Here is a 15,989-nt window from a genome sequence, read left to right on the forward strand (position 1 = left end):
CGACGGACCGCCGAATGTTCGATTGTTATCGGAAAAATCCTGGCGTCCGTTTCTCAGCTCAGAGAATGCGAACCAGAATCTCCGAGTGACCTGCGCGAATGATGTCGCCGTCTGCCAGCTGCCAGTCCTGGACCGGTGCTCCGTTGACGGTGGTGCCGTTCGTGGATCCCAAATCGGACAGCATTGCGGTGCGGCCGTCCCAACGGATGTCGATGTGGCGACGTGAGACGCCGGTGTCCGGGAGGCGGAACTGAGCTTCCTGGCCGCGGCCGATGACATTGCTGCCGTCGCGAAGCTGGAAGTGACGTCCGCTGCCGTCCTCGAGCTGCAGGGTTGCCGTCAGGCTCTGCGCCGTCGGTGCGTAACCGCCCTGCGGCTGGGCGTAGCCCTGCTGCGGGTAGGCCTGCGTCTGCTCGAAGTTGCCGCCCTGCTCGTAGCCGGCCTGCTCGTACGGCTGCTGTGTGTACGCCTGCTGGTCGTAGCCGCCCTGCTGGTAGCTCTGCTGGTCGTAGCCCGGCTGATCGTACGACTGGCCGTTGTACGGCTGCTGGTAACCCTGCTGGTCGTAGCCACCCTGCTGGTAGCCCTGCTGGTCGTACCCACCCTGGTACGCCTGCTGGCCGTAGCCCTGCTGATCGTACGGCTGCTGCTGGTAGCCCTGCTGGTCGTAGCCGCCGCCCTGCTGGTCATAACCCTGCTGGTCGTAACCGGCCTGCTCGTACGGCTGCTGCTGGTTCGGGTACGCCTGCTGGTCGTAGCCACCCTGCTGCTGGTTGTAGCCCTGCTGGTCGTCGCCCGTGCGGTAACCGTCGCCGCGGTCGTAACCGTTCTGGTACGGCGCTTCCTGGCCCTGCGGAGCGGCGTAACCGCCGTCGTCGTGGGAGTACCCGTTCCGTGCCGGCTGCTGCGGTTCGGGCTGGCGACCCGCCGGTTCGCGGCTTGGTTCGTAGCCTGAGTTCTGCGTCATGGGGCCGGCTCCTGGTTGTGACGGGACTGGATTGGAAACAGGGGGAACAATCGGTGCGGGTCGCTGAGGCGGCCGTTGTGGAGGCCGCGACGAAACCTGCGGAACATGCGACGGCGGTGATGCCTGCTCGGCGTCACCATCCGGGTCGACGGTTCCGCGGGTGCGGAACTGACCGGTGTGGAGCGTAGGCGAAGGCTCGAAAGTGACCGAGATGTCGCCGTACGTCTGCCAACCCTGATCGCGGATGAAATCCTGCAGGTGTCGGCTGAAAGCCTTGGTCGTCAGTTCGCGATCGGCTGCCAACTCTTCGTGATCGGAGTTGTTGATGGTGATCACGTAGTTGTTGGGGGCGAGAAGGATTCCGCCGCCGAGGTGCTCGACGCGGTCACGTGCCTCCTGCTGGAGCGCCGCCTCTACTTCCTGCGGCACAACACCACCACCGAAGACCCGCGCGAATGCGTCGCCGACAGCTCCTTGGAGCTTTCGTTCGAAACGCTGCACGATGCCCATCGAGCCCTCCTCTCGCCTCGCATCTACGACGGCAAAATGCTCGGCAAGTAGCGCCGGCACCGCCTTGTCGCGTGTCGTCCAAACTGCTGTACAGGTTCCACGGTACTGTCAAATGTCGCTTCGGCAGTACCTGGCCGCTGTTTCAGCATGATATCGGTTCTGGGCTTTTGGGTGCTCGGTGTTCACCGATTCGTGCCCTGATCTGCACGAATAGAACTTTCAAAGTTTGTCGTGATAATGTTTCGGCGTTGCTCGGGCGAGTGGCGGAATGGCAGACGCGCTGGCTTCAGGTGCCAGTGTCCTTCGGGACGTGGGGGTTCAAGTCCCCCTTCGCCCACCACAAGACGAGGCCACGAACTCATAAGAGTTCGTGGCCTCGTTTTTTGTTGTCGGCTATCTGGCCAAGGCCTGAATGAAGCTCAGAACGAAGTCCAATGCGGTGCCCGCAAACGGGTCGCCGACTGGTTGAGGGGGCGCGGCGGGCGCAGTGATCTGAGGGGTCATCATCCCTGGCGGCAGTGTGCCGGGCGGGAGATTGATGATGGCGTTGATGTCGTAGATGGTGTTGTCGGGACCGTTGGTCACCGAGAACGAGATACTGCCGAAGTCGACGATCGGAGTGTCGGCTGACGCAGTGCCGACTGCACTGCCGAAGGTGATCGCGGCAGCGAGCGCGCCGACACCGAGGGCGGCGGTGGTCCGGGACAAACGAGTAGGCGTTGCGGGTCCATTCACAGATGTGCTCCTTTCATGGTGACAGCATCCGCGCGCGGGATGCCAAGCAGCCAGGAGATTGCAACCACTATCGAGGAAGATAACGGACGTTCCCGCCATGGCGGGGTGGTTCGGCACGAAGTGCTTCGTCGTTCCCAGCAGCCAGAGACTTGGGAGTTGCCCGGGTGACTGCCCAGGAGATTCTTGTCGTCTTGGTTGAACGTCTGTTGGCCGACGAACCCTCAGTAACCGGGTGAAACATGACGTTTTCGCTCGACGCTGACCCTTTTCGTATGTACGTATATCCGTAGATGCGGACATACACGGAAAGCTAAATGGCGGTCCCACAAGGAGGCAACCCGGCGAAGCTCCAGACCGGGAACCTTTGGAAGGAAAAACCCGATCATGAACGACTTTAGCCTCCGGGCTGCCCGTATCCAGCTAGGCGCATTGCTCGCCGCCCTCGCACTCGCGATCGTCATCACCACCGGCGCATTCGTACTTTCCTTCGCCGTACAACGCGACCTTGCAAGGCAAGCGCTGATTCCCGAACACCTGACCTGGATTTTCCCGGCGATCGTCGACAGTGCAATCCTCGGCGCGACCATCGCCATCGTCATCATCAGCAAGCTCAACATGAACAAACGCGACAGAGGCTTCTACATAGCGCTTGCAGTCAGCGTTGTCGTGATCAGCATCCTCGGAAACGCGTACCACGCCTATCACGCAGCAATCGCCGCACGGCAGTTCATCGTCGGTGGGGGAGACCTCGGGTTCAGTCCCCTCGCGAGTACAGCACCGCCCTCGACGTCGAGGCTCAACTCCTGTGCTCGCTGCTCTGGGCGCCGGCTGAGAGCGCGAAACGTGCCGTCGCAGCTCTGACCAGCGCAGACTTCTACCGGCCCGTGAACGCGGCACTGTTCACCGCCATCGAGGAGCTAGTCACTTCCGGCAAACCGCACAACAGTGCCCATGTCTTCGCCACCTTGCAGCAGGAAGGACGCACCAGCGGGCACCTCGGGAAACAACTCACCAAAGCACTCACCGACATCACCACCATCGGCGTCCCGTCCGCTGAACTCGAGCACAAGATTGCCGCAGTCCTCATCCAGGCCTACCGGCGCGGATTCCGCGAAGCAGCACGATCCCTCGCTCAAGCCGCCGAAGAGCTCCCCGAAGACCAACTGTTCGAGCACCTGCTCAGCATCGGCCGCGAACGCCGCGCAGCCTCCCAACGCCTCGCAGCCATCCGCGAAGTCCGCCCATGACCAACAAACCAAGAGTGGTGAAACACAGCACCTTCGGAGTCCTCGCGCTCGCCGTCGCAGCCCTGGACTTCACCATCGGCACCAAACACATGATCACCGCCGGAATCATCGCCCTCACCGCCTCCGTTTACAGCTTCACCAAAGCCGCCAGACTCCGAAAACGCCAAGCGACAGGGAGAATCGACTATGACGACCGAAAAAGACACCAGCAGACCGGGTTGGAAAGCGCACACCGTTGTCGCGCTGATCAGCCTCGCCGTAGGCATCATCTTCCTCACCGGCGGAACAACCATTTCCCTTATCGCCGGAACAAGCCTCCTCGGGCTTGCCGTCTACCACTACGTCGTAGTCCTACGCCTCCGCCGAGAACTCAACACACCCACCGAAGAGAAAGAGCGGCCATGAGCGACGACGAACACGACGCCTGGCAGCTACATCACCACGGAGCCAGCTGGGAAGACATCGGCACCGAAATGGGATGCAGCCCCACCACCGCGCAAACCCTCGCAGCCGCCTACGAGAAACGCACCGACAGCGCCGCAGCCCAAACCCAAAACGCCCTGTTCTGACCGGTCGAGACTGCAATCCCTGTCGGACCTACAGGGCACACTCACCGGACCACAGGAGGGAACGCTCATGAACAAGGAGATCACCAACATTCTTGCCCCAGTCGCATGAGTAGGAGCCGTGGCAGCAGGTGCCGGATTCGTTCTCGGAACACTGATCGGCTGGCTGTTGGTTCCCGACGCAATGAGACCGTGGCAATTCGGCATGATCTTCGCCTTGGTCTCCCTGTTGCTGGTTCTCCTCGGCGCCGCCCCCTACGTCTGGCGCCGGTACAGCGGGCAAAGCTAGCAGCGCACTCTTCGGCGCTCGACCACTACGAACCACACCCCGAAGCAACCACGAGAAGGAGGACAACCGCATGGCTATCGCCGCGATCATCGCCGTAGCAGCACTCTTGATCTGGGGATTCGGATCAATCATCGCCCGCCTCGCAGGAGCGATCGCAGTCTTCGAGGGACTGCTCCGCATCGGCTTCACCGGAAGCACACCGACCGCCTACGCCATTCTCGCCGCCGGCCTCGCAATCTGGATGACCGGACACTGGATCTGGGCGTTCAAACACAAAGCCTGGCGCACCCGGCTCGCGCTGACCGCCTATAGCCTCTCAGGAATCCACCACCTCGCACCGATCCCCTCCTACCACCACCAAGCTGGACCGGAAACGCGGTGAGACCGACAAATCGCGGTCGGACAACGCAATGAGAAAGCAGCACTGAACTATGGCGAGGCTCGCCGGCATGCACGGCAGTTATGTTTCTGCGAGTTCCCTGGACGCCCAAGCCGCAATGGCAACTGCTCTACTGAGAGCTGCCGAATCTTCGATTATATCGTCATATTTCAATTGCCTAACTGCGTAAGTTAGCAGTAGCGCGTAAAACTCTCGTTCGGATTTTTTTCGCAGAATCATCCAATCGAAAACTTCTCTAAAATATTCCAACGCTGGGCAATCGACCCAAAAATTTTCGTCGAGAATATTGTTGCATTGAGTCGCCGTAGGCCAATCGCAGGTTCGTAGAGAAGAATCTCGATGGAAGATTGCGCCAAAAAATAGGGTTATCGCATCTACTAGCTCACTGCAATCTTCTTGGCTATCAAAATCAATTACCACCGGCATGTCCCCAACAGCTAACACGTTTCCTGGGTGCAGGTCGCCATGTTGCGGCGCGATGACGGTACTGGCTATCCGCGAGCCGGGAGGCACGTCGATCCCGTATTTTGCAGCTCTTTCTTGTGCAACTTCCCAGTTCTCAAAGGGGGATCCTATTTCGGCAATCGGTCGCGTAACGAGTTGTCCAGCTTTGATTTCAGAAAGACCTTCACGAAGGGATCGGAATATTCTGGCTGCAGAGCCGGGCGTTGATTGAATTAGATCGAGCAGGGGGACGGGTTCCACGCCCGCAACCTGCTGAACACTTGCATAAAATCCGCCGCAGAATCCATGGATAATACTGACGGTACCTGCCGTCAGGTTTGCGGGAAGTAAACTTTGAAATCCGCCTTGCCGAGGTTTATTCTTCTGTCGTTTTACAACAACCCTCGCTACGGGCCCATTGTTGCCCTGGATGTCACACAACCATACCGGCGAACCCGTAAGTCCACCCGCAAGTGGTTTTGCGACTACTGAGGCTCCGCTGTACTCATATCCGACACGTCTCAAGATTCTCTTTGACGTTGTGTCAAGTTTATTCTCGGGCGATTTAGATTTGATTTGAAGTTGTATGTCTTCGATCTCGCTGAGACATGTAAAAATCTCCTGCAGATAATCGTCGAATTCTAATGATTGACCTTTCTCGAACACGGTGACGCGGTCAAATTGAATATCATTCTGGCGCAGAGCGAGGACGCCTCGCTTGGCTGTGGCAAATTGTGCGTGGGAAAACCCCGTATGCCCACTGAAAACAATGACAACCAGATCTGGGTAACGATACAGAAGCTCCCCTAAGAGGTCGTCTCCAACTTTATCGCTGGCCAGGTCACCGTGCCGAAGCGGTAGACGTCGGTCCAAGACTAAAAGATCAATAGGGATTCCATCTGTGTTCGTTCCGCTTAGGGCAGATGATGCGTCCGCAAAAACCGAGACCGAGAAACCGACAGCTTCAAGCGCTAGGCGGGCTTCAGTTGCCGCGGTGGGTTCATCCTCTACAAGTACCGCAGAAAAATTACTCATGGAATCGGGTACCTGTCAGTGAAAAAAAGGCAGTACCACCAGTGGCGGTTAATGTAAGATCGTAATTGAGGCGGTCCGCAGCCATGCGCATTGCACTGATCCCGAGACCCTTATGATCAACTTTGTTAGATGATCCAGTATGCGCAACGTGATCAAAATCGAATGAATCGCCGTCGAATCTATTTGTGATCGATAGCCAGAAACTTGTGTCGCTAACTCCGGTCTCCAGCCAGACTTCTGTTTGACTGGGATGTAAGGTCAGCGCGGCCTCGGATGCGTTTTTTAGCGCATTCGCGACTATAAGATTCATTAGCCTCCAATCCGTGTCGATATAGTCCTGGCGTTCTATGCCTTTTCCAATAAGTCGGTCTGACTCTAGGTCGGGAGGCTTACAATCCCGAATCACGTCGTAGAGAGTTGTGCGAGTCCAATTGGGGATACGATGGGCGGCTGCCAAAGTTTCCAGGCTTATTATTCGTCTGCGAAGGGTCTCGATGTATAAATTGGTTTCGCTGGACTCAAAATTCGGAATTTCTCTAGCGGCTGCCCGACGAAGCCAACCAATAGCGGGATCAGTTTCATGGCGAATTAATCCAGCTAAGTCGTCCAATATTGAAATAAGCTTTCCAGTGTCTACGGTTTTTGAACTTTCTGCGCATATTCCATCGCGCTCACCCGATTGGGCTAGCTTTAATCCGACGGCAAGGGCTCGTCGGATGGTAGGAACAGACTCTTTTTCAAGCGCATCTAAAATTATTGGAATCAGCGATGGTGAATAGTTGGTTTTCAGCCATTCCGCGGCCTCGGCTCGCTGCGAAGGCAAAGAGGAATGAAGTCTACTCTTCAGCTCAGAGTCAATCATCATTCTCTCCATACTCATCGTAGAATTCTGAACGGCGTTTGAAGGCAGTGCGCCCACCCTCCATGAGACTGGTGATGACATCCACTATTTGCGGTTCGTCGAAGCGGCCAGACTGTGCGATAAATCCATTCACACCATTACTTTTCATTGAAATTACTAGATCCGCTGAGCCCAAAACTGGAATGTTTGCATTGTGTGTCGCTACGATTGTTTGGCCTCCGGAGTCACTTCGTGAGTCGAGCGCTCCGACAACATTGTCAACCAAATAGGCATTGTCCAAATGATCCTCTGGCTGGTCCAATATTAATAATCGAGCGCGTTCCGTCAGAACGATTGGGAGGGTTACCGCACATTTCTGTCCAGTTGAAAGGTCTTCGACGCTCTTTTCTAGTGAGCCATCGAGTAGTTTGAAATCAATCCGATCCTCTAAGTGTATCTCGCTAAGTTTGGTTAGTGAGTCTATATTCTGTAGATGGGCAATAACTCTTGATGCGCGTTCTATTGCGATATCGGCGTTAGTGGCAAGACTTTCGCTGTCGGAGTTTTCTACAATCGTTAAAAACTGTCTTGGCAATAAGTTTTTCGCAATAGATAATGCAATTGACCGAAACTGCAATCCACTTCCCTGGAGTAGTGTCTCAAGAGAGTTTTTGAAGACAGTTAAATCGGCCAGATGTTGGACCGATACAGTTACTCGTTGTTGCAAGTCTCCGGAAACAGATTCGGCAATTTGTTTCCGCGCTTCGAAAACGCTCTCTTGCCAAGTTTCGAATTCATCAAGTTTTGCGTCGCGTTGCGATTTAATTAGAAAGTAACGCTCTTGTAAGGATTTTATTTGTATGTTCTGGCGATCAATCTTAGAAATTTCTGAATCAATATTCCGAATTTGTGCAGTTACTTGACCGAGGCCAGCCTCGGCAGTTTCCAAGTACTGGCGTATAGGTTCTGCCTCAAGTCTAAGTTCGGTCTGTCGCGCACTCAGTGTTCGACGGGATGCAAAGACGGACTCTCGTAGAGCGGACAATCCCATCAGAACTGAGTCGATACTTGATTGGATCTGAGGAAGTGCAGGGTCGAGGGTTGCAGCTAAGGCGACGCCTACGCCAAGATTTCTGATCGCTTCAATTTCAGGGACGACTTGGACTTGCAGGTTTAGTGCATTGTCGAAAGAATTTCGAGCAGTGTCGGCCATTTCAATTTGGCTGGATATATCGACAATCTGCTCTTCGATATTTCTTAATCGCTCTCGTTGCTGGGCCAACGCGGTTGAAGCTTCGCTCAGCAGATCACGTTCCCTTTTTGCATACTCCTCGCGATCACTTAGAAGCACTCCCCGGCGATTCGTTACCTCAGTGAGTCCTTCCAGATTCTCTCTTATTTGTGCCATTTCTGCCGTGGGGCCCGACGCATTATCGATTCTGGGTGCACTAGTAGTCACTACCGCACGGAGATCAATCAAATTGAGGCGACTTTCCGGACTTGATGCAATGCGCTCAAGCTCATTTTGTCCAAGCATTAACGCAGCGGAACTAGTCTCTGGCGTGCGGCCACGCCCCGCGGAATCTACAACGATGTGGTGCGCGTCGAACTCTCCTTGCAAGTCCAAAATCACTTCGCCTGAGCCCAGTAATTTGTCAATCGCGGCCTGACGAGTTTTGGCGCCAGCCTCATCTGGGTGAGACGTTCCCAGTGCATGCCTTATGAGCTCTAGCAGGGTTGTTTTACCAACGCCTCGTGGGCCGATGACAACATTGAGGCCAGGAGACAACTCAACGTCTAAGCCCGCAAGAAACCCACCGTTCACCCTCAACCTGGAGATCCACACGAGAGTAATCATGTCTTGTTCGTCATCTTCCTACAACAGCGGGTGGATTCCTGGGAATAAGGTACGGGTTTTTGGGACACGATGCATTGGGGCGCAATCGATCTCGTCGTCCAGTTGTCAGATGGAATGGTTCGTCTAGCTCGACCATTCCACTTTGGAGCCCACCGGTGGACCTGGTCGACGGTCTAGTCCTGTATCGCACGCCCAAGTCGCCGAAAGCTTCCAAGGAATGCGTGCTGAGGCTGATCTCCCCACATTGGAGGCTGGACCGGAAACGACCGTATTCGGCCCACGAATCGAACCGAATCGGCGCGATCGAGCGACCACGCGAAACGTCGACCGAAACTCATGACGGAAACCTGATCGACCGAAACGGTCGAGCAAACCGTTTTCGGTCGTTCGATTGATTTGCTCATGCGAGGTTTGGATCTCCCATTTGGTTAGCAGCTGGGCGTGGCGAGATGGCGGTACAAGGTGGCACGTCCTATCCCGAGGACGGCTGCAATCTCGCTTTTGGGGGTTCCGTCTTCGATCATGCGCTGAATTTGGCGGGCCTTCGCTGCATCGATTCGCTTCGGTTGACCGCCGATACGGCCACGCGCGCGGGCAGCGGCGAGGCCGGCGACTGTGCGTTCCTGGATGAGGGCCCGTTCGAATTGTGCTAGGGCGCCGAAGATTTGAAAGATGAGCATCCCACCGGGAGATGACGTGTCGATCGTTTCCGTCAACGATTTGAACGACACCCCACGAGACTGGGGATCTTCGACCGTCTCGATCAGATGTGTCAACGACCGACCGAGTCGATCGAGCCGCCACACGACCAGGGTGTCGCCGGCGCGAAGATGATCGAGCAGGTCGAGTAGTTCGGGGCGATCGTTCTTCGCGCCGCTCGCCACTTCCTCCCAGACTCGATCGCAGCCGGCCTTCGCCAGAGCGTCTCTTTGCAAATTCAACACCTGGTCGGTGCCACTAACCCTTAGGTATCCATAAACGGCGCTCACAGAGGATGACTGTCTCAGAAACGTCAGACACGCTCCAGTGGGCGCCACAGAAGGTGAGACGGGTTTCTGAGACACATCACAGTTAGGTAACGGAAGTGAAGATTCAGGTCCGAAACCTATGCGGAACGGCGAGAGGACTCGCGCGATCTTCCGGCAAAGGGGTCGAGGTGGGGGAGTGGCAGTGTCTCAGCGCCCGGTGTCTCAGAAACGGTCGGTTTAGAGACACTGAGAGATTCCGAGTACTTGTACGACCTGGCTCTGAGTCGAATTTGTCAGGCGCTAGGGGTAGGCGATCGTGTAGTCCCCAGTCGGATTTGGGTGTGCGGTGCCACCGCCAGGCTGTTCCCCGGAACACACACCTCCCTTTGAAGTGACGGTTGACACAGAACACAGTTCATGTAGATCATATAGAGGAACTATTGTACTGAGCCAGAAAAGGATTGTGGTGCTATGAGCAAGTACCGAGTAATCGACACTGATACCCATCTCATCGAGCCGGCGGATCTGTGGACCGAGCGCCTGCCCAAGTCGTGGGGTTCCGATGTGCTGCACGTCAAGTGGGATGACAAGACCCAGTCGGACCTGTGGTTCTTCGGTGACGAGCCCCTCAAGGGCGCGTGGACGTGGGCGAACTGGAATTGGAAGCACTTCAACTCCGAGCTCCATGACGGCAGCGGTCCTACCCGCCTCGAGGAGGCGCATCCGGCGACGTACAACGTCGACGAGCGCGTGAAGTTCATGGACTCGCAGGGCTTCGAGATGCAGGTGCTCTACCCGAACCTCGCCGGGTTCGACTGGAAGCCGTTCGTCAACCATCCCAATCCCGAGGTCGCTATGGCTCACCTGCGGGCGTACAACGACTTCCAGCTCGAATGGGTGGCCAAGTACCCGGGCCGGTTCATTCCCATGATGGTGATTCCGTACTGGGATGTGCAGGCGTCGGTCGCCGAGATCGAACGCCTCGCCGACTCCGGCTTCGGTGGCATCGTCACCACAGGCGCCCCCCACGAACACGGCCATGCACCTCTGGGCAGCCGCAAATGGGATCCGCTGTGGAAGGCATGTCAGGACGCGGAACTGTCGGTAAGTTTCCACACCGCCAGCGGCGACTTCCGTTCCATGCTCGAACACAATGAAGACGACGGCCTGACCGGCGGTGTTCGAGTCGCAGCCGACGGACCCCACATCTATCTCGCAAATGCCGTCATCGTCAGCGACCTGCTCGTATCCGGAGTCCTCGCACGCTTCCCGAAGCTGCAGTTCGTGTCGGTCGAGAGCGGAATCGGCTGGGCGCCTTTCGTTCTGGACGCCCTCGACAAGCGATTCCAGAAGAACGGCGTGTTCCGCTCGCATCCCGAATTCGGCGACATGCTGCCGAGTGACTTCTTCAAACGCCAGGTGTCGCTGAACTTCTGGTTCGAGGAACTCGACGACTACCACATCGAGATGCTCGGCCTCAAGGCACTGATGTTCGAGACCGACTTCCCGCACCCCACCAGCTTCCACCGTCCCACTCTCGACGAGAACATCGAGCTCATCCTCGCCAAGCAGCCCGAGGACGTCCGCCGCGCTGTGCTGTGGGACAACGCGGCAAAGCTATACGGCAAGGCGATGGCCAAGCAGGGCGTCAACCCGGCACAGACCCTCACCGTTTAGCTTCCAGGCACCACCGAAAAGACCGGGCGCTCTGGAGCATTTCACCTGCACCCGACGGTGCTCCAGAGCGCCCACCCAAACCCGGAGGTGGCACCCGCAACACACGCCTGTAGCGCCGGTGCCACCTCCGAAACGGCACCCGCCACACCCGCCTGTGTCGCGGGTGCCGACCCAAAACAAAGTAAGGAAGCGTCAAATGACCACCGAAGCAACGGGAACTAAGCCGGAAATCCTGACACATGCTGGTGCTGCGACGGGCCGTCTCGCCGGCGTCAATCATCTGCAGCTCATCGTCAGCGACATGGATGCAAGCGTGCGCTTTTACCGGGACATCCTGGGCCTGACTGTTGTGCGCACGACCGCTGACTACCCTGCGCCCGGCCGCGGATACCAGATATTGAAGAACACTTTCCTCGATATGGGAAACGGAAACCTTCTTTCACTGATCGTGGTGGGGGGCCAGGGCATTTCGGACGTTCCCACGCTGGCAGAGCCCTCGGTCAGTGCAGAATGGCTGTGGCCCGGAGTTCCCGAAAATCAGTGGACACCAAGGAAATTCGACCACGTTGCGTTCAATGTCGACAGTCATGAAGATGTAGTTTGGTTCAAAGAACACCTGCAATCCAACGGGGTCAAGACAAGCAAGATCATCGCCCGTGACTACGAGGCATGGGTAGAGTCGCTCTATTTCTACGACCCGGACGGCATCCCCCTGGAGATCGCAACATTCGACATGGGGCACCCTAAGTGGGAAACCCACCAGCCGACTGACTGGTTTCGGGATCCCAATCCGGTTCCAGCGCTTCGAGTGAACCCGTTGTGACACCGTCGAGAAGTGTCGCTCCGGACAGGTCGTCTGAATCCGGTGATACTGCGCGGTTTGGTGCGGAGATTGCTGTGGGCGCACCACTGCGCACGGACCTGTCCGCGGCCGAGACCGCTGCGCGGGCTTTCTTGGACGCACTGGGGCTCGATACAACTGCCAGCGGCGTGCGGAATACACCGGGCCGCATGGTGCGGGCTTACCATGATCTTTTCACGCCAAATTCGTTCGAGCTAACCACTTTTCCGAACGATGAGGGTTACGACGAGTTGGTTGTGGCGAAGTCCATACCGGTCCGCTCTGTCTGCGAGCACCATTTATTGCCCTTCAGTGGTGTCGCACATGTCGGATATCTTCCAGGCGAGCGTGTTCTCGGGCTGTCGAAACTCGCCCGGATTGTCGAATTCTATGCTCGCCGGCCTCAGGTTCAGGAACGACTCACGAAACAGATTGCAGACTGTCTGACGTTGAAACTCGGGCCGAAGGGTGTGGGGGTTGTCATCGAGGCAGAGCATAGTTGCATGTCGATGCGAGGAATCCGAGCTATCGGTTCCACTACCGTCACGTCGGCGCTGTCGGGGTCATTGCGCAATGACCCACGATCACGGCAGGAGTTCTTCACCCTGACTGGCGTTTGAACGGTCCGGAGGAAGACCGGCCGCGGGGCGACAGATACAGCACTGGAGTTTTGATCACTCTACTCAATGTCGCGACCACCCTTCGTTGTCCACCAGGTTCCCCGTATTGCTGCTACAGATATGTTCACCGTGCCAGCGAGGGAATCGTTAAAAACAGGATTCTCATGAAAAGTTCCGAAGTCGAACAGAGACGCCGCATCAGCGGAGTAGGCATTGCCGAGCTGATCCTCAGAACATCAGTTGGCGCAACGATGCTTGCACATGGAATTAAACATGCGCGCTCCCTCGACGGCACGACAGGGTGGTTCCAATCAATTGGATTCCGAGCCCCCAGGATCCAGGCGACTACCAGCGCGAGCGTTGAAATTTTGGCTGGAAGCGCTCTTGTGGCGGGAAGTATGACACCAGTGGCTGCTGCCGCCGTGATCGGCACGATGGGTGTAGCCACCCGCACCGTGCACGCTCCCAATGGATTCTTCATCACTGCAGAGGGGTACGAGTACACAGCGAGTCTCGCCGCTGCATGTGTAGCCCTAGTTGGCCTTCCCGCGGGTCCATTCAGCCTAGATCGACATTTCTCTACCAGACGATGGCGAGGAACCAGAGCTGCATGCGCAGCTCTGCTCGTTGGGGCAATTTCCTCTGTAATCCACACGTCTGCGTTCTGGACCAACCCTCGTCGCACATCACCGACGGCTCCCCCCGTTACGTATGTCCCGGGCCCCCGTGAGCCGGTTGGCAAAGCTAGCTAACAGCTCAATAAGAAGAGACCGTTCCCTCCCACCAGCGAAAGAACCCACTCGCTTGTTAACCATCGGCAATAAGTTCCCCGCTTACAACCTCACGGCTGTCATCGGCGGCGACCTGTCCAAGGTCGATGCCCAGCAGCCCGATGACTACTTCACCACCGTCACCAGTGACGACTACGCAGGCAAGTGGCGCATCGTCTTCTTCTGGCCCAAGGACTTCACCTTCGTGTGCCCCACCGAGATTGCTGCATTCGGCAAGCTCAACGAAGAGTTCGCAGACCGTGACGCTCAGGTCCTCGGCGCTTCCGTCGACAACGAGTTCGTGCACTTCCAGTGGCGCGCACAGCACGAAGAGCTCAAGACCCTCCCCTTCCCGATGCTCTCGGACCTCAAGCGCGAGCTTGCCGAGGCCACCGGCGTCCTCAACGCCGACGGCGTTGCAGACCGCGCGACGTTCATCGTCGACCCCAACAACGAGATCCAGTTCGTCTCCGTCACAGCCGGTTCCGTCGGCCGTAACGTCGACGAGGTTCTCCGCGTCCTCGACGCTCTCCAGAGCGACGAGCTGTGCGCATGCAACTGGAAGAAGGGCGACCCGACCATCAACGCCGGGGATTTGATGAATGCAAGTGTTTGATCATGACTGACAGAAAAGACTTGAAGGACGGATACCATGGAAAAGCATCCAGGCATAATTGAACGAAGCATCGCCCAAGTCATTCCCCAATTATCGCAGGAACCGAAACCTCCCACTTTGGTTCCGAATTCGATGTCCACAAAGTCCGTCCGGTACCCATACGCATTCGCTAAAAAACTTCATGCCAGCTCCATCCTGACCGTCGATGAATTGATGTCGAGGTACGTGAAGCTAACTGGCATGATGACTTCTGACGATTCAGTGTTCATCGAACTCATTCACGCCAGAAATGCTATAAGGAAGCGCATCATTGCGGCAGCTTGTCGCGAAGACCGCTTGGTCGAAATAAGCCAAAACCTCATGGACGTAGAGATGACAATGTTCGCACATTGCCGTGACGGGTCAGAGAATTAATCTCTGAAAGTCCACTGAACAATCACTCGACTAGATTGTTTAGTCTGGTCAATTTTCTGCTCAGTTAAATCGGCAACGAATATTTCTCGGAGTTAACATCTATGGCAGTCTTCAACTGCGATGTTCTCGAGGCCAAGGAGCTTGGCCTTTCCCGCGCTCGAACTGCACTCCGCACAGGAGAACTTGTCGTTTTCCCCACGGATACCGTGTACGCACTCGGGGCCGACCTCTTTAACAAAACAGCAGTGCACTCTCTGCTTGCCGCGAAAAAGCGCGATAGCAACAAACCCGCCTCGGTTCTCATCGGGAGCATCGACACGCTTGAAACCCTGGTAGCGGTCGTGCCAGTGTCAGCACACCAACTTATTCGGGAATTCTGGCCCGGCGCTCTGTCCTTGATTCTGCCGGCGGCATCGCAGCTATCCTGTGACCTCGGACAAACAAACGGAACGATCATGGTGCGGATGCCCGAGAACCCTGTCGCCTTGGAATTACTACAGTCGGGCCCCATTGCCCAATCAAGTGCCAACCTCACAGGGCTCCCGCCAGCGACAACTGTCGAGCAAGCGTGGACCTACCTCGGTCCCACCGTCCCGGTCTATCTCGACGGTGGCTCGACGAACAACGACCTTCCTTCCACGATTGTCGATCTCACCACGACAAGTCAACCCTTCCTTCTTCGTGAGGGCGCTCTACCGACCGCTGCAGTCAGCGCTGTTCTTGATGCCCCGCTACGTACATGAAGAATCGCACCGATTTGAATAACAATGAGCGGTGCGATTCTTCATGCAGAGATTGAACAATGGGTAGTCAGTCGCAAGTTTTCACTGAAAAGGAATAACGCTCCTACCGCAAGCCGCATCAATGTAATCCTGCCGGGGAGGATGGAATGCTTCGACGAACACAGCACCTTCCGACCCGACTATCAACCCATGTCGCACATCACCCGGCACTGAGTAACTTGAGAGCTCGGTCAAATACACGTCACCTGCATCGAGCAGCAATGTCGCATTGCCCTTAATAAGTAGACCAATCTGTTCCTGAGGATGCGAGTGAGTTGGGACAATAGCGCCGGGATCGAATGTGACATATGTGAGTTGCATGTGTACACCGAGCACGGCTCGTCCATCCATACCCTGCACAGGTTTGAAACCGGAAACTTCGTTTAGATCAAAAACCTCGACACTCAAT

18 protein-coding genes, 1 tRNA gene and 1 pseudogene are annotated in these 15,989 nt (G+C 56.5%); 13 read left to right on the forward strand and 7 right to left on the reverse strand.

Going from position 1 to position 15,989, the window contains the following annotated elements:
• Nucleotides 1–58: 58 nt before the first annotated feature.
• The gene (locus tag AOT96_RS10585) at nt 59–1,477 is read right to left on the reverse strand and encodes a DUF3662 and FHA domain-containing protein (protein ID WP_020905627.1); all 1,419 of its coding nucleotides are present in this window, start codon (nt 1,475–1,477) and stop codon (nt 59–61) included.
• Nucleotides 1,478–1,731: 254 nt separating this feature from the next.
• Between AOT96_RS10585 and AOT96_RS10590 the strand changes: the two genes are divergently transcribed.
• Nucleotides 1,732–1,817: transfer RNA gene (locus tag AOT96_RS10590), tRNA-Leu, on the forward strand.
• A gap of 53 nt (nt 1,818–1,870) precedes the next feature.
• On the opposite strand, the gene AOT96_RS10595 is transcribed toward AOT96_RS10590, so the two are convergent.
• Nucleotides 1,871–2,212, reverse strand: a complete 342-nt coding sequence (locus AOT96_RS10595) for a hypothetical protein (RefSeq protein ID WP_065351697.1) — start codon at nt 2,210–2,212, stop codon at nt 1,871–1,873.
• A gap of 384 nt (nt 2,213–2,596) precedes the next feature.
• Between AOT96_RS10595 and AOT96_RS10600 the strand changes: the two are divergent.
• The 6 genes and pseudogenes from AOT96_RS10600 to AOT96_RS10615 all read left to right on the forward strand — a co-directional run.
• Nucleotides 2,597–2,980 (forward strand): annotated as a pseudogene (locus AOT96_RS10600) (DUF2637 domain-containing protein); the annotation flags it as partial.
• A gap of 44 nt (nt 2,981–3,024) precedes the next feature.
• Nucleotides 3,025–3,459: a DnaB-like helicase N-terminal domain-containing protein gene (locus tag AOT96_RS10605; protein WP_231917456.1), complete on the forward strand. Its 435-nt coding sequence runs from the start codon at nt 3,025–3,027 to the stop codon at nt 3,457–3,459.
• 186 nt (nt 3,460–3,645) lie between these two features.
• Nucleotides 3,646–3,864: a hypothetical protein gene (locus AOT96_RS35250; RefSeq protein ID WP_065351698.1), complete on the forward strand. Its 219-nt coding sequence runs from the start codon at nt 3,646–3,648 to the stop codon at nt 3,862–3,864.
• On the forward strand, nt 3,861–4,028 hold the full coding sequence (locus AOT96_RS35665) for a hypothetical protein (protein WP_197523631.1): 168 nt from the start codon (nt 3,861–3,863) through the stop codon (nt 4,026–4,028). The genes AOT96_RS35250 and AOT96_RS35665 overlap by 4 nt, the downstream gene beginning before the upstream one ends.
• 118 nt (nt 4,029–4,146) lie before the next feature.
• Complete coding sequence (locus AOT96_RS35255; RefSeq protein WP_156778939.1) at nt 4,147–4,314, forward strand: hypothetical protein; 168 nt, start codon at nt 4,147–4,149, stop codon at nt 4,312–4,314.
• Between the two features lie 70 nt (nt 4,315–4,384).
• Nucleotides 4,385–4,696 (forward strand): hypothetical protein, encoded by a 312-nt coding sequence (locus AOT96_RS10615; protein ID WP_065351699.1) that lies wholly within the window; start codon nt 4,385–4,387, stop codon nt 4,694–4,696.
• 78 nt (nt 4,697–4,774) lie between these two features.
• On the opposite strand, the gene AOT96_RS35260 is transcribed toward AOT96_RS10615, so the two are convergent.
• The 4 genes from AOT96_RS35260 to AOT96_RS10630 form a co-directional block, all read right to left on the reverse strand.
• The gene (locus AOT96_RS35260; RefSeq protein ID WP_156778940.1) at nt 4,775–6,193 is read right to left on the reverse strand and encodes a response regulator; all 1,419 of its coding nucleotides are present in this window, start codon (nt 6,191–6,193) and stop codon (nt 4,775–4,777) included.
• Complete coding sequence (locus AOT96_RS34620; protein ID WP_197523632.1) at nt 6,186–7,073, reverse strand: GHKL domain-containing protein; 888 nt, start codon at nt 7,071–7,073, stop codon at nt 6,186–6,188. Before AOT96_RS34620 ends, AOT96_RS35260 begins: the two co-directional genes overlap by 8 nt.
• On the reverse strand, nt 7,048–8,892 hold the full coding sequence (locus AOT96_RS10620) for an AAA family ATPase (protein ID WP_065351700.1): 1,845 nt from the start codon (nt 8,890–8,892) through the stop codon (nt 7,048–7,050). The genes AOT96_RS34620 and AOT96_RS10620 overlap by 26 nt, the downstream gene beginning before the upstream one ends.
• Before the next feature lie 428 nt (nt 8,893–9,320).
• Complete coding sequence (locus AOT96_RS10630) at nt 9,321–9,881, reverse strand: recombinase family protein (RefSeq protein WP_065351702.1); 561 nt, start codon at nt 9,879–9,881, stop codon at nt 9,321–9,323.
• Nucleotides 9,882–10,331: 450 nt separating this feature from the next.
• Between AOT96_RS10630 and AOT96_RS10635 the strand changes: the two genes are divergently transcribed.
• From AOT96_RS10635 to AOT96_RS10660, 6 genes are all read left to right on the forward strand, one after another.
• The gene (locus AOT96_RS10635; RefSeq protein WP_065351703.1) at nt 10,332–11,537 is read left to right on the forward strand and encodes an amidohydrolase family protein; all 1,206 of its coding nucleotides are present in this window, start codon (nt 10,332–10,334) and stop codon (nt 11,535–11,537) included.
• A gap of 196 nt (nt 11,538–11,733) precedes the next feature.
• A complete protein-coding gene (locus AOT96_RS10640) occupies nt 11,734–12,360 on the forward strand; it encodes a VOC family protein (RefSeq protein ID WP_065351704.1) in 627 nt (208 codons plus the stop codon).
• Nucleotides 12,361–12,434: 74 nt separating this feature from the next.
• Entirely contained in the window at nt 12,435–12,998 is a 564-nt protein-coding gene (folE, locus tag AOT96_RS10645; protein WP_231917428.1) for a GTP cyclohydrolase I FolE, read from the forward strand.
• Nucleotides 12,999–13,249: 251 nt separating this feature from the next.
• Nucleotides 13,250–13,750, forward strand: a complete 501-nt coding sequence (locus tag AOT96_RS34625) for a DoxX family protein (protein ID WP_231917457.1) — start codon at nt 13,250–13,252, stop codon at nt 13,748–13,750.
• 52 nt (nt 13,751–13,802) lie between these two features.
• Nucleotides 13,803–14,384 (forward strand): peroxiredoxin, encoded by a 582-nt coding sequence (locus tag AOT96_RS10650; RefSeq protein WP_065351705.1) that lies wholly within the window; start codon nt 13,803–13,805, stop codon nt 14,382–14,384.
• Between the two features lie 515 nt (nt 14,385–14,899).
• Nucleotides 14,900–15,541 carry an L-threonylcarbamoyladenylate synthase gene (locus AOT96_RS10660; RefSeq protein ID WP_065351706.1) on the forward strand — a complete coding sequence of 214 codons (642 nt, stop codon included), beginning with the start codon at nt 14,900–14,902 and terminating at the stop codon, nt 15,539–15,541.
• A gap of 81 nt (nt 15,542–15,622) precedes the next feature.
• Here AOT96_RS10660 and AOT96_RS34630 read toward each other — a convergent pair whose 3' ends face one another.
• The gene (locus tag AOT96_RS34630; protein ID WP_156778941.1) at nt 15,623–15,988 is read right to left on the reverse strand and encodes a cupin domain-containing protein; all 366 of its coding nucleotides are present in this window, start codon (nt 15,986–15,988) and stop codon (nt 15,623–15,625) included.
• Between the last annotated feature and the right edge of the window lies 1 nt (nt 15,989).

This window comes from Rhodococcus sp. 008 (genome assembly GCF_001682295.1).
Taxonomy (GTDB): Bacteria; Actinomycetota; Actinomycetes; order Mycobacteriales; family Mycobacteriaceae; genus Rhodococcus_F; species Rhodococcus_F qingshengii.

Excerpts from the sequence above, each read along its gene's own strand:
- AOT96_RS10585 (WP_020905627.1), bottom strand. The coding sequence starts at position 1,477 with ATGGGCATCGTGCAGCGTTTCGAACGAAAGCTCCAAGGAGCTGTCGGC.
- AOT96_RS35250 (WP_065351698.1), top strand. The coding sequence starts at position 3,646 with ATGACGACCGAAAAAGACACCAGCAGACCGGGTTGGAAAGCGCACACC.
- AOT96_RS35665 (WP_197523631.1), top strand. The coding sequence starts at position 3,861 with ATGAGCGACGACGAACACGACGCCTGGCAGCTACATCACCACGGAGCC.
- AOT96_RS10615 (WP_065351699.1), top strand. The coding sequence starts at position 4,385 with ATGGCTATCGCCGCGATCATCGCCGTAGCAGCACTCTTGATCTGGGGA.
- AOT96_RS35260 (WP_156778940.1), bottom strand. The coding sequence starts at position 6,193 with ATGAGTAATTTTTCTGCGGTACTTGTAGAGGATGAACCCACCGCGGCA.
- AOT96_RS34620 (WP_197523632.1), bottom strand. The coding sequence starts at position 7,073 with ATGAGTATGGAGAGAATGATGATTGACTCTGAGCTGAAGAGTAGACTT.
- AOT96_RS10620 (WP_065351700.1), bottom strand. The coding sequence starts at position 8,892 with ATGATTACTCTCGTGTGGATCTCCAGGTTGAGGGTGAACGGTGGGTTT.
- AOT96_RS10635 (WP_065351703.1), top strand. The coding sequence starts at position 10,332 with ATGAGCAAGTACCGAGTAATCGACACTGATACCCATCTCATCGAGCCG.
- AOT96_RS10640 (WP_065351704.1), top strand. The coding sequence starts at position 11,734 with ATGACCACCGAAGCAACGGGAACTAAGCCGGAAATCCTGACACATGCT.
- AOT96_RS34625 (WP_231917457.1), top strand. The coding sequence starts at position 13,250 with ATGCTTGCACATGGAATTAAACATGCGCGCTCCCTCGACGGCACGACA.
- AOT96_RS10660 (WP_065351706.1), top strand. The coding sequence starts at position 14,900 with ATGGCAGTCTTCAACTGCGATGTTCTCGAGGCCAAGGAGCTTGGCCTT.